Raw genomic sequence first — 12415 nt, forward strand, 5'->3', positions numbered from 1 at the left:
GGCGGCGTTCGGCTAGCGTGAGCGGGTGTCTGCGCCTCTTTTCCTCGTTGACGACCTGCCCGGTGGTAAGCGGTTCACGCTCGCCGGTGCGGAGGGGCATCATGCCGCCACCGTGCAGCGGCTCCGGGTCGGTGAGGCGCTGCTGCTCGGGGACGGCCGGGGCGGGACAGCGGCCGCCGAGGTGACCGGGGTCGGCCGGGGCAGCATCGACGTCGAGGTCACCGGCCGGGATTTTGTCGCGGCCCCCGATCCACGCCTGGTGGTGGTGCAGGGCATCGCCAAGGGTGACCGCGGTGAGCTGGCGGTGCAGGCCATGACGGAGATCGGCGTCGACGAGATCGTGCCGTGGGCCGCTTCCCGATCGGTCGCCCAGTGGCGCGGCGACCGGGGCGTCAAAGCCCGGGAGAAGTGGGTCAGCACCGCCCGGGAGGCCGCCAAGCAGGCTCGGCGTCCGTGGCTTCCGGTGGTCTCGGGCAGCCCTGATGTCTCCACCAAGAAGGTCTCCGGGCTGCTCTCCGCGGCGGCGGCCGCATTCGTGCTGCACGAGGAGGCCACCGACCGGCTCAGTCAGGCGAAGCTGCCCGATGCCGGCGAGATCGTACTGGTCGTCGGGCCCGAGGGCGGGATCAGCGATCAGGAGCTGGGCTCGTTCGTCGCGGCCGGCGCGCAGCCGGTGCGGCTGGGCGATTCCGTGCTGCGCACCTCCACCGCCGGGATGGCCGCCCTCGCCGTGCTGTCCGCTCGCCTGGAGCGCTGGTGACGGCCGACAAAAGCGGCGCGGGACTGCCGGGCACTTTCGTCTGCCGCGGTAGTGCCGACGCGGGGCGTTGGATCGCCGGCCCGCGGACCCCGCCCACCGGCGGCAGTGCCGACGCGGCGCGCTCGATCGCCGTGGACCCGCCAACCGCGGCAGTGCCGGCGACGACCGGATGGTGACGGGTAAGGAAGGTTAGCCTAAGCTTCGCGGCATGGTGCTGACGCGGACGGCCGCTGCGACGCGACCGGGGCCCAAGGCCGCGCCGGCCGCCGCCGGGCTCGCCGCGACCCAGGCCCGCCGCACCCTCGGCCTGCTGATCTGTCTCGGCGTGCTGGCCCTGGTCTGCCTGCTGAGCCTCGCCCTCGGCACCCGCACCATCTCCCCGGGCGCCGTCTGGGACGCGTTCTTCCACTTCACCGACACCGACGACCAGTCGATCGTGCGGGACCTGCGGGTGCCCCGCACGGTGCTCGGGCTGCTGGCCGGCGTCGCCTTTGGACTGTCCGGCGCGGTCATCCAGGCCGTCACCCGCAATCCGCTCGCCGACACCCAGATCCTGGGCATCAACGCCGGCGCCGGGCTGTTCGTGGTGTTCGCGGTCGGGGTGCTCGGCCTGACCAGCCTCACGCAGTACATGTGGTTCGGGTTCGCCGGGGTCGCGTTCGCGCTCACCCTGGTCTACCTGCTCGGGTCCACCGGGCGCGGCGGTGCCACCCCGATCCGGCTCACTCTGGCCGGGGTCGCCCTGGGCGCGGTCATGGACGGCATCTCCGGCGGCATCCGGCTCGTGCGCCCCCGCGCCTTCGACTACCTGCGGTTCTGGGACGTCGGCTCGCTGGCCGGGCGGCCGCTGGACGTGGCCACCACGATCCTGCCGTTCCTGCTGGCGGGGACGGTGCTCGCGCTGGTCGTCGCCCGGTCGCTGAACGCGGTGGCGCTCGGTGACGATCTCGCCCGTACCCTCGGCGCCCGGATCGGCCGCACCCGGATCCTGGCCACCGTCTCGGTCATGCTGCTGGCCGGCGCGGCCACCGCCGCGGTCGGGCCGATCGGGTTCGTCGGGCTGATGGTGCCGCACGTGGTGCGCTGGGTCGTCGGCCCGGACCAGCGCTGGATCTTCGTCTACACCGTGGTGTGCGGTCCGGTGCTGCTGCTGCTCGCCGACATCGTGGGCCGGCTCGTGGTGCGGCCGGGTGAGTTGCGCGTCGGCGTGGTCACCGCCTTCATCGGCGCGCCGGTCCTAATCTGGTGGGTCCGCCGGGCCCGGGTGAGTGGCCTGTGAGCGTCGACTTCGGCCGCAAGGTGGTGGTGCTGCGCCCGCACCGCAACGCCTCCGCCCGGGTCTCGCTGCGTCCCGCGCTGGTCTGTGCGGTGCTCGTGCTGGCCGCGCTCGCCTTCGGGGTGCTGGCCCTGGGCACCGGTGAGTTCACCCTCACCCCGGCCGAGGTACTGCGGGCGCTGTCCGGCGAGGGAACCCGGGCCGCCCGGCTGGTGGTCGTCGAATGGCGGCTGCCGAGGGTGCTGCTCGCACTGATCATCGGCGCCGCGCTGGGGCTGGCCGGGGCCGTCTTCCAGGCGCTGACCCGCAACCCGCTGGGCAGCCCGGACGTCATCGGGTTCAGCACGGGCGCGTACACCGGGGTGCTGCTCGTGACCGTCCTGTTCGGCAACGGCTACTACGTGGTGGCGGCCGGTGCGCTGGCCGGTGGGCTGGCCACCGCCGTCGCGGTCTATCTGCTCGCCTTCAAGCGGGGCGTGCAGGGCTTCCGGCTGATCATCGTGGGCATCGCGATCAGCGCCATGCTGGCCTCGGTCAACCAGTGGTTCATCATCAAGGTCGACCTGCAGGCGGCCTTCGCCGCCCTGATGTGGGGGCAGGGCAGCCTCAACGGCCTGGGCTGGGCGCAGGTCACCCCGGTGGCGGTCACCGTCGGCGTGCTGTGCCTGCTCCTGATCGGGTACGGCCCCCGCCTGTCCCTGCTGGAGATGGGTGAGGACGCGGCCGCCGCGCTGGGCGTACGGGTGGAACCGACCCGGCTCGCGTACCTGGTCATCGGGGTCGCCCTCACCGCGGTCGCGACAGCGGCCGCCGGTCCGATCTCCTTCGTGGCGCTGGCCGCCCCGCAGCTCGCCCAGCGCGTCACCCGCACGCCCGGCATCGCGCTGCTGCCTTCGGCCGCGATGGGCGCCTTCCTGCTGATGCTCAGCGACTTCCTGGCCCAGCGGGCCTTCGCCCCGACCCAGCTGCCGGTCGGCGTCGTGACCGTGTCGGTGGGCGGCATCTACTTCGTCTGGCTGCTGGTCCGCCAGGCGCGACGACAGGGGTCCTGAAATGAGCCTGGCCGCCCGCGACATCACCATCGGCTACGACAAGAAGACGATCAGCGAGCACCTCGACCTGGCGGTGCCGGAAAGCCGGTTCACCGCGATCATCGGGCCCAACGCCTGCGGCAAGTCCACGTTGCTGCGCGCGCTGTCCCGGCTGCTCAAGCCCGGCGCCGGCGAGGTGCTGCTGGACGGCCGGGACATCCACTCGCGGCCGGCCAAGGAGGTGGCCCGCCGGCTCGGGTTGCTGCCGCAGTCGTCGATCGCCCCGGACGGGATCACGGTTGCCGAGCTGGTCGCCCGCGGCCGGTTCCCGCACCAGAAGCTGATCCGGCAGTGGTCGGCCGAGGACGAGGCCGCCGTGGTCGCCGCGATGGCCGCCACCGGAGTGACCGACCTCTCCGGTGAGCTCGTCGACACGTTGTCCGGCGGGCAGCGGCAGCGGGTCTGGGTGGCCATGGTGCTGGCCCAGCAGACGCCGATCGTGCTGCTGGACGAGCCGACCACGTTCCTGGACATCGCCCACCAGATCGAGCTGCTGGAGCTGTGCGTGCGGCTCAACCGCGAGCAGGGCACGACGATGGTCGCGGTGCTGCACGACCTCAACCAGGCCGCCCGGTACGCCGACCACCTGGTGGTGATGAAGTCCGGGGTGATCGTGGCCCAGGGCGACCCGCGCGAGGTCATGACGGCCGAGCTGGTCGAGGACGTCTTCGCGCTGGGCTGCCGGATCATCGACGACCCGGAGACCGGTACGCCGCTGGTGATCCCGCGCTCGAAGGTGACCCAGCGCGTAGGTTAGGCTGTCCTTACTTTTCGGCCGACCTGTGGGGAGACGTCGTGTCCAGCAACCCGTTCGACGACGAGAACGGCACCTTCCACGTCCTTGTGAACGACGAGGAGCAGCACTCGCTCTGGCCGTCCTTCAAGGAGATCCCGTCGGGCTGGCGCAGCGTCTTCGGGCCCGCGCCGCGGCAGCAGGCCATCGACTACGTGGACGCCAACTGGACCGACCTGCGCCCCAAGTCGCTGCGCGACAGCATGGCCCAGTGAGCAAATCGGGCGCTCGGATTCTCCTACGCACCACCACGCGTAACGCCAAGCGGCTGTGGCTCGGCACCGGTCTCATCGCGGTGCACCAGGCCTGCGAGACGTTCGTCCCGGTCCTGATCGGCGTGGTCATCGACCGGGCCGTCACGCCGGGCGACCTCGGTCAGCTGCTGCTCTGGGTGGGCGTGCTCGCCGTGCAGTTCACGGTGCTGACCATGGCGTACCGCTTCGGCGCGCGGCAGCTCATGGCCGCCATCGCCGAGGAGGGGCACCAGCTGCGCCTGGAGGTGTCGGCGAAGATCCTGCACCCGCGCGGGGTGCGTACCTACCTGCGGGCCGGGGATCTGCTGACGGTGTCCACGAGCGACGCCGACAACACGTCGTACCTGCTGGACTACGTGCCCCGGATCGTCGGTGCCGTCGTCGCCACGGTGATCAGTGCGGTGGTGCTGCTGCTGATCTCCGTACCGCTGGGTCTGGTCGTCCTGGTCGCCACCCCGGTGGTGCTGGTGCTGCTGCAGATCAGCTCGCCGCTGATCACCCGGCGCGTCGCCGACCAGCAGGAGCAGGCCGGCCGGGCCACCTCGCTGGCCACCGATCTGGTCACCGGGCTGCGGCCGCTGCGCGGCATCGGCGCGCAGGACGCGGCCGCCGGGAACTACCGGGCGGTCAGCCGCCGCTCGCTGGCGGCGACGCTGCGCGCGTCGCGCACCCAGGGCGGCTACCTGGCCGCCTCGACCGTGCTGAGCACGCTGCTGGCCTGCGGCATCGCCATCCTGGCGGGCTGGTTCGCGCTCACCGGCCGGATCACGGTCGGGCAGTTCATCACCGTGATCGGGCTGGCCCAGTTCCTCATCGAACCGTTCGGGACGCTGGCCGTGGTGCCGAGCTGGATCGCCGAGGCGCGCGCGTCCGCGGACCGGGTCGCACTGGTCACCGACGCCGGGCTGGTGCTGCCGGAAGGCGCCGACCGGCCCGCCGAGCACCCGTGCGACCTGCATCTGTCCGGCGTACGGCACGGGCCGCTCGACGGCCTCGACCTGCACGTGCGGCCGGGCGAGTTCGTCGGCGTGGTGGCCCGCCGCCCCGGCGACGCCGAGGCACTGGTCAAGCTGCTCAGCGTTCCTGCCGACTACCAGGGCAGCGTGCTGCTCGGCGGCTCACCGCTGGAACAGGTCGAGCGCGCCCACGCGCGCCGGCTGCTGCTGGTCGAGCCGCACCACACCGACCTGTTCACCGGCACGATCGCCGCCAACGTGGGCGTGCACGCCGACAGAGAGATCCCGGCCGACGTGCTCAGCGCCGCCGCCGCTGACGAGGTGCTGGACACCCAGCCGGAGCGGCTCGACGCGCTCGTCGCCGAACGCGGCGCCAGCCTCTCCGGCGGCCAGCGCCAGCGGATCGCCCTGGCCCGCGCGCTGCTGGCCCGGCCGCCGGTGCTGGTGCTGCACGACCCGACCACCGCCGTCGACGCGGTCACCGAGCACGCCATCGCCCAGGGCATCCGCGCGCTGCGGCACGGCCCGGAATCCGGCTTCGCCACCGTCGTCATCACCAGCAGCCCGGCCCTGCTCGCCGCCACCGACCGCATCGTCGTCCTCGGCGACGGCGTGGTCGCGGCCGAGGGCGAGCACGAGGAGCTGGGCGCGAGCGACGAGACCTACCGACAGTTGGTGCTGCGATGACCCAGATCCTGCCCATCGCGACCGCCCGGCAGACCCGCGGCTGGCTGTGGGCCGAGCTGCGCGGGCGCCGGGCCGAGGTGACCGGGACGCTGCTGGTCGGCCTGCTCGCGGCCGCGGCCTCCATCGTCCCCGTGTACGCCCTGGGCATGCTCGTCGACCGGGTCCGCGACAGAGCCGGTACGGGGGCGATCGTGTCGATCTCTGTCGTCATCGTCACCGCCGCGCTGATCGGCGGGGGTGCGATCGGGCTGTCCTCGTACCTGATCGGCCGGCTCGGTGCCCGGATGCTCGCCGACCTGCGCGAGAGCACCGTCGCGACCGCGTTGCGGCTGCCGGCTCTGGTGCTGGACCGGGCCGGGCGCGGCGACCTGCTGTCCCGGGTCGGTGCGGACATCGCCGCGATCGGCAAGGCCGTCTCCGACGTGCTGCCGAACGTGATCTCGGCGCTGCTGCTGGGGGTGCTGAGCCTGGTGGCCATGGCCGGTATCGACTGGCGGCTGGGTCTGGCGGGCGCTGTGGCCGTGCCGTTCTACGTGGTCGCGCTGCGCTGGTACCTGCCGCGCTCGGCCCCCCGGTACGCCGCGGAGCGCAAGGCTGTCGCCGAGCGGTCGCAGCTGCTGGTGGAGAGCATGCAGGGGCTGCGGACCGTGCACGCGTACCGGCTGGAGCAGCGGCACCTCGCGGACATCGACGCCGCGTCGGCCAAGGCGCGCGACATCGACGTCGGCGTCTTCACGCTGTTCACCCGCTTCGTCGGCCGGGTCAACCGGGCCGAGTTCTTCGGCCTGGCGGCGATCCTGACGGTCGGCTTCTGGCTGGTCCGCGACGGCTCGGTGACCGTCGGCCAGGCCTCGGCCGCCGCGCTGCTGTTCCACCGGCTGTTCAACCCGGTGTCCACGCTGCTGTTCACCTTCGACGAGGTCCAGGCGGCCGGCGCGAGCCTGTCCCGGCTGGTCGGGGTCGAGACGATGCCGGTCGAGCAACGCGGCGCAGGCCGCCCGCCGGCCGACGCGGCACTGACCCTGGACGACGTCAGCTTCAGCTACGACGGCCGCACGCCGGTGCTGCGCAAGGTCAGCCTGCGGCTGGAGCCGGGGGAACGGGTGGCGCTGGTCGGCTCGACCGGGGCCGGCAAGACCACGGTGGCATCGATTGCCGCCGGTGTGCTGCGCCCCGACGAGGGCGTGGCGCGGGTCGGCGGGGTGCCGGTCGCGGAGCTGCCGGGCGAAACCGTGGCGATCATCAGCCAGGAGACGCACGTCTTCGCCGGACCGCTCATCGAGGACCTGCGGCTGGCCCGCCCCTCGGCGAGCGTCGAGGACGTCTCAGCCGCGCTGGAAACCGTAGGCGCCCTGCACTGGGCGCTCGCGCTGCCCGAGGGCTTGGACACGCTCGTCGGCGACGGCAGCCACGAGCTGACCGCCGCGCAGGCGCAGCAGCTCGCGCTGGCCCGGCTGGTGCTGCTGGACCCCGCGGTAGCCGTGCTGGACGAGGCGACGGCTGAGGCCGGTAGCGCGGGGGCCCGGGCGCTGGAAGAGGCCGCGGCGGCGGCGACGCGGGGACGGACGGTGCTGATCGTGGCGCACCGGCTCACCCAGGCGGCGTCGGCGGACCGGGTCGTCGTGCTGGAGCACGGCGAGATCGTGGAGTCCGGGCCGCACGCCGAGCTGGTCGCCGCGGGCGGCCGCTATGCGCAGCTGTGGTCGGCGTGGGAGACGCGCAGCTCGGCTCCGGCGTCGCGCTGACCTGCGGAGCTAGGCGGGTCCGTCGGTCTCGGGGAACGAGACCTGGACCCGCAGGCCGTCGTGGCCGGTGGACGAGGCCGCGATGACGCCGTCGTGGGCCCGGGTGATCGAGCGGGCGATCGACAGCCCGAGGCCCGCGCCGCCGCCCTGGTGGATGCGGGCGGCCGACAGCCGGCGGAACGGTTCGAACAGGGCGGACACCGCCTCGGCCGGGACGTCGTCGCCGGTGTTCGTGACGGTCAGGGCCGGGTCGTCGCCGACCTGGACGTCGATCGTGCCGTCCGGGCGGTTGTAGCTCACGGCGTTCTGCACCAGGTTGCTGACCAGGCGTTCCAGCAGCACCTGCTCTCCTAGGACCAGGCGCGGGCGCAGGGTGCTGGTGATCGTGATGCCGGCCTCGGCGGCCCGGGCGCGGTGGGCGTCCAGCACCTCCGCGGTGATGAGGTCCAGTCGCAGCGGGGTGCGGGACAGCAGGCCGCGGTCGCTCTCGGCCAGGACCAGCAGGCCCTCGATCAGCTGCTCGTTGCGTTCGTTGGTCTCCAGCAGCTGCGCGGTCAGCAGTTCGAGCTGGTCCTCGGTGCGGGCCCGGGCCATGCCGACCTCGATCAGCGTCCGCTGCACCGCGAGCGGGGTGCGCAGCTCGTGGGAGGCGTCGGCGGCGAACCGGCGCTGGGCCTCGTACCCGACGGCGATGCGGTCCATCATGTCGTCGATCGCGCGGCCGAGCAGCGCCACTTCGTCCTGGCCGGGGCCGGGGCGCAGCCGGTGGCCCAGGTTCTGCGGGCCGACGTTCGCGATCACCGGCACCAGATCCCGGACCGGCCGCAGGCACCACCGTGCCGCCGGGACACACAGCGCCAGCAGGCCGGCGAGGACCAGGAACAGGACGGGTCCGGTCACGACGCTGGGCCGCCGGAAAACCTGCTCGCAGAAGAACGAGGCTTCGGCGTCGGGGGCCCGCGGCCCGCCCATCCCGCACCAGGACACCCCGAACTCCCGCGACAGGGTGAGCACCTGGTCGGCGACCGTCGGGGCGAACTGCGCCGCGACCAGGGCGACCCCGCAGACCAGGAGGATGCGGCGGACCGGCGAGGGCGACCTCATGGGGCGAGCCGGTAGCCGACCTTGGGCACCGTGTGGATCACCGGCGGGTCGCCGAGCTTGCGGCGCAAGGTCATGACGGTGGTACGGACAGTGTTGGTGAACGGGTCGGCGTTCTCGTCCCACGCCTGCTCGAGCAGGTCCTCGGCGCTGACCACGCGACCGCCCGCGCGCATGAGCACGTGCAGGACGGCGTACTCCTTGGGCGAGAGTGACAGGGTCAGCCCATCGCGGGCCGCCGTGTGCCGGGTCACGTCCAGGACGATGCCGGCCTGCTCCAGCACCGGGGGCAACGCCGGGGTCGAGCGCCGGGACAGTGCCTGCAGCCGCGCGACCAGCTCGGCGAACGCGAACGGCTTGGTCAGATAGTCGTCGGCGCCCAGCCCGAGGCCCTCGACCCGGTCGCGGATCCCGGCGGCGGCGGTCAGCAGCAGCACGCGGGTGCCCAGCCCGGCCCCGGCGATCCGCCGGCACACCTCGTCGCCGGTGCTGCCGGGCATGTCCCGGTCCAGGACGGCGACGTCGTAGCGGTTGACGCCGAGCTTCTCCCAGGCGGTGACGCCGTCGTAGACCACGTCGACGGCCATGGACAGCCGGCGCAGCCCCTCGGCCACCATGTCGGCGAGCACCCGCTCGTCGTCCGCCACCAGCACCCGCAACGCCGCGCCCCCTCGCCCGTCCGTGACCGCCCGCCAGGCTGGCACAGCAGGGATAAAGATTCCATAAGGACCGTGCTGACGTCCGCCGGACGGGCGCTTACGCAGCATGGCATCCCATGAGATCTGTCCGTCGATGTCTCACCGCGGTCCTGATCGTCGTGGCGCTGACCGCCGCACCGGTGAGCGCACAGCCGGCTTCCGCCATCGCGTACGGAGAGGACGTGGACGCCGGCACCTACCCGTTCACGGTGTTGCTGACCATGACCGGCCTGCCCACCGACGGCCCCGGCACCCGGGACAGCTCGTGCTCCGGGGCTCTGGTCGCGCCCCGCTGGGTGGTCACCGCGGGGCACTGCTTCCGTACGGCCGACGGGCGCCGGGTGAGCCGGACCGTGGCCGACCGCACCACCGCCACCATCGGGCGCGCGGACCTGAGCAGCGGGGAGGGGCACGAGGCCGAGGTCGTCGCCGTACGCCAGGCCGAGGGCGCCGACGTGGCGCTGGCCGAGATCGACCCGGCGGTCACCGACATCACCCCGCTGCGGGTCGGCACGGCACCGCCCACGGTGGGCGAGGTCGTCCGGCTCACCGGGTACGGCCTGACCGCCGGTGACGGCTCCGAGCCGGCGCAACGGCTCCAGACCGGGCAGTTCGTCGTCGGCCGGACGAGCGACTCGCTGATCGAGACCTCCGGCCAGGCGCCGCGCGCGGACACCAGCCCGTGCCCGCACGACTCCGGCGGGCCGTACTTCCGGCAGCAGCGGGACGGGACCGCGGTCCTGGTGGCCGTGGTCAGCGGCGGGCCCCGGTGCCCCCACCCGGGGCCGGACTTCAGCGCGCGGACCGACAATCTCGCCGACTGGATCGCCGAGACGACCCGCGGAGGCGACCGCCACCTCGTCGGTTACAGCCTGAGCGCTCTCGCCGCGCTGGTGGCCGTCGTGCTCGTGGTGCGGTGGCGCCGGCGATGAGTTCCCTCGGTGAGGCTGTCGTCGACCTGGCGGCGGTGGCGGCCAATGTCCGTAGGGTGGCGGCGGTCGCCGGCACGGACCTGATGGCGGTGGTGAAGGCCGACGGTTTCGGGCACGGCGCGGTTGCGGTCGCGCGCGCCGCGGTCGCCGCGGGCGCCGGCTGGCTGGGCGTGACCTCCTCGGCCGAGGCGCTGTTGCTGCGTTCGGCGGGGCTCACCGCGCCGATCCTGAGCTGGCTGCACGCCCCGGACGAGGACTTCGGCCGGCTGATCGCCGCCCGCGTCGATCTCGGCGTCTCGACCGTGCCGCACCTGCACGCGGTGGCTGCGGCCGGTCGGCGGCTCGGGGTCCGGGCGGTGGTCCAGCTCAAGGCCGACACCGGACTCTCCCGCAACGGGGCCGCGGGTCACGACTGGCCCGAACTGACCGGCTGGGCCCGCAAGTACGAGCGGGAGGGCAGCCTGCGGGTCCGTGGCGTGTGGTCGCACCTGGCTGACGCCGAGACGCCGGGCTCGGTGAGCGTCGCCCGGCAGGTCTCGGCCTTCGACGAAGCGTTACGGGTCGCCCGCGCGGCCGGCCTCGACCCTGAGCTGACCCACCTGGCGAACTCCGCGGCGGCGCTCACCGCACCCGCCGCCCGATACGACCTCTGCCGGATCGGGATCGCGCTCTACGGGATCGATCCGCTCGGCGCTGGAACGGCCGGTCTGCGCCCGGCGATGACGCTGCGATCGCGCGTGGTCAACGTCAAGCGGGTCGGTCGAGGCACCGGCGTCTCGTACGGGCCGGACCACGTCACCAGCTGGCCGACGACCCTCGCGCTCCTGCCGCTCGGCTTTGCGGACGGGGTGCCCCGCGCGGCGCAGGGAAGGGCCGAGGTGGAGCTACACGGCCGCAGGTGCCCGGTCGTCGGCCGTATCGCCATGGACCAGTGCGTGATCGACGCCGGTGACCTCCCGGTGGCGGTCGGTGACCCGGTGGCCGTCTTCGGTCCCGCCGGCGCCGCGCCGACGGTCGCGGACTGGGCCCGCTGGGCCGGCACCAGCCCCCACGAGATCTTGACGGGCATCGGCGCCCGGGTGAGACGGACCTACCGGTACGGAGAGGCAGCACTGTGAGAACCCGGATGGCACTGGTCTACGGCGGACGCAACGGCGAACATGCGGTGTCCCGCGGCTCGGCGGCGAGCATCCTGGCCCACCTCGACCCCGGCCGGTACGAGGTCACCGAGGTCCTCATCGAGCAGGACGGGCGATGGCAGGTCGGCGGCCGGCCCGTGGCTCTGCCCGAGGCGTTGCGGGTGATGCGCGATCAGGACGTGGTGTTCCCGGCCCTGCACGGCCCGTACGGCGAGGACGGCCGGCTTCAGGCCCTGCTGGAGTGGCTGGGGGTGCCGTACGTCGGCAACGGGGTCTTCGCCGGCGCCGCGGGCATGGACAAGATCGTGACGAAGAAGCTGCTCGCCGCGGACGGGATGCGCGTGGCCGAGAGCGTGACGATCGACGGTGACGACCTGCCGCTGTCCGAGCTGCGCCGGATCGGGCTGCCGGTGTTCGTCAAGCCGGCCCGCGCCGGGTCCAGCCTCGGCGTCACGAAGGTCCGCGACTGGGACCACCTCCCGGCCGCCGTGCGCCTGGCCCGCGGCTTCGACGACAAGGTTCTGGCCGAGCGGGCGATCACCGGGCGGGAGATCGACGTGGCCGTCCTGGAGCACCCCGACGGCCGGGTCGAGGCCGGCCCGCCGCTGGAGATCACGGTGACGGAACGGACCTTCTTCGACTACGACGCCAAGTACCGGGGCGGCGCCGCGTTCGAGATCCCCGCTGTCCTCGACGCCGCGACCACGAAGCTGCTGCAGGAACGCGCTGTGCAGGCTTTCCGGGCGCTCGGCTGCCGCGGTCTGCTGCGCGTCGACTTCTTCCTGCCGGCCGGCGGATCCGGCGAGCCGGTGGTCAACGAGGTCAACACGTTCCCGGGCATGACGGCCGAGTCGCAGTTCCCGCAGATCTGGCAGCGGGCCGGCATTCCCTTCGCCGCCCTGCTGGACCTGCTGGTGGCCGGCGTCACCCGGCCCCGACCCACCGAAGCCAGAGGTTAGGCTAACCTAATCTCGCGTCGGTGA

The 12415-nt window shown here is 73.2% G+C and carries 12 protein-coding genes; 10 read left to right on the plus strand and 2 right to left on the minus strand.

Annotated elements, in window-relative coordinates:
- Window positions 1-25: 25 nt before the first annotated feature.
- From ACZ6S4_RS41050 to ACZ6S4_RS41080, 7 genes are all read left to right on the plus strand, one after another.
- A complete protein-coding gene (locus tag ACZ6S4_RS41050; protein WP_465480077.1) occupies window positions 26-760 on the plus strand; it encodes a 16S rRNA (uracil(1498)-N(3))-methyltransferase in 735 nt (244 codons plus the stop codon).
- Window positions 761-968: 208 nt separating this feature from the next.
- Entirely contained in the window at window positions 969-2039 is a 1071-nt protein-coding gene (locus tag ACZ6S4_RS41055; RefSeq protein WP_465480078.1) for an iron chelate uptake ABC transporter family permease subunit, read from the plus strand.
- On the plus strand, window positions 2036-3088 hold the full coding sequence (locus ACZ6S4_RS41060; protein WP_465480079.1) for a FecCD family ABC transporter permease: 1053 nt from the start codon (window positions 2036-2038) through the stop codon (window positions 3086-3088). Before ACZ6S4_RS41055 ends, ACZ6S4_RS41060 begins: the two co-directional genes overlap by 4 nt.
- A gap of 1 nt (window position 3089) precedes the next feature.
- Window positions 3090-3884 carry an ABC transporter ATP-binding protein gene (locus tag ACZ6S4_RS41065; protein ID WP_465480080.1) on the plus strand — a complete coding sequence of 265 codons (795 nt, stop codon included), beginning with the start codon at window positions 3090-3092 and terminating at the stop codon, window positions 3882-3884.
- A gap of 38 nt (window positions 3885-3922) precedes the next feature.
- On the plus strand, window positions 3923-4135 hold the full coding sequence (locus tag ACZ6S4_RS41070) for an MbtH family protein (protein ID WP_212989933.1): 213 nt from the start codon (window positions 3923-3925) through the stop codon (window positions 4133-4135).
- Complete coding sequence (locus ACZ6S4_RS41075) at window positions 4132-5817, plus strand: ABC transporter ATP-binding protein (RefSeq protein ID WP_465480081.1); 1686 nt, start codon at window positions 4132-4134, stop codon at window positions 5815-5817. The genes ACZ6S4_RS41070 and ACZ6S4_RS41075 overlap by 4 nt, the downstream gene beginning before the upstream one ends.
- Window positions 5814-7562 carry an ABC transporter ATP-binding protein gene (locus ACZ6S4_RS41080; RefSeq protein ID WP_465480082.1) on the plus strand — a complete coding sequence of 583 codons (1749 nt, stop codon included), beginning with the start codon at window positions 5814-5816 and terminating at the stop codon, window positions 7560-7562. Before ACZ6S4_RS41075 ends, ACZ6S4_RS41080 begins: the two co-directional genes overlap by 4 nt.
- A 9-nt stretch (window positions 7563-7571) precedes the next feature.
- Here ACZ6S4_RS41080 and ACZ6S4_RS41085 read toward each other — a convergent pair whose 3' ends face one another.
- Window positions 7572-8666, minus strand: a complete 1095-nt coding sequence (locus ACZ6S4_RS41085; protein WP_465480083.1) for a sensor histidine kinase — start codon at window positions 8664-8666, stop codon at window positions 7572-7574.
- Window positions 8663-9322 (minus strand): response regulator transcription factor, encoded by a 660-nt coding sequence (locus ACZ6S4_RS41090; RefSeq protein ID WP_360818290.1) that lies wholly within the window; start codon window positions 9320-9322, stop codon window positions 8663-8665. Before ACZ6S4_RS41090 ends, ACZ6S4_RS41085 begins: the two co-directional genes overlap by 4 nt.
- 116 nt (window positions 9323-9438) lie before the next feature.
- Between ACZ6S4_RS41090 and ACZ6S4_RS41095 the strand changes: the two genes are divergently transcribed.
- From ACZ6S4_RS41095 to ACZ6S4_RS41105, 3 genes are read left to right on the plus strand one after another with little or no spacing between them, the layout of a single operon-like run.
- Window positions 9439-10293 (plus strand): S1 family peptidase, encoded by an 855-nt coding sequence (locus tag ACZ6S4_RS41095; protein WP_465480084.1) that lies wholly within the window; start codon window positions 9439-9441, stop codon window positions 10291-10293.
- Window positions 10290-11411 (plus strand): alanine racemase, encoded by a 1122-nt coding sequence (gene alr / locus ACZ6S4_RS41100; protein WP_465480085.1) that lies wholly within the window; start codon window positions 10290-10292, stop codon window positions 11409-11411. The genes ACZ6S4_RS41095 and alr overlap by 4 nt, the downstream gene beginning before the upstream one ends.
- Window positions 11408-12391 carry a D-alanine--D-alanine ligase family protein gene (locus ACZ6S4_RS41105; RefSeq protein WP_465480086.1) on the plus strand — a complete coding sequence of 328 codons (984 nt, stop codon included), beginning with the start codon at window positions 11408-11410 and terminating at the stop codon, window positions 12389-12391. Before alr ends, ACZ6S4_RS41105 begins: the two co-directional genes overlap by 4 nt.
- Window positions 12392-12415 lie beyond the last annotated feature (24 nt).

This window comes from Actinoplanes sp. NPDC051405 (genome assembly GCF_055586185.1).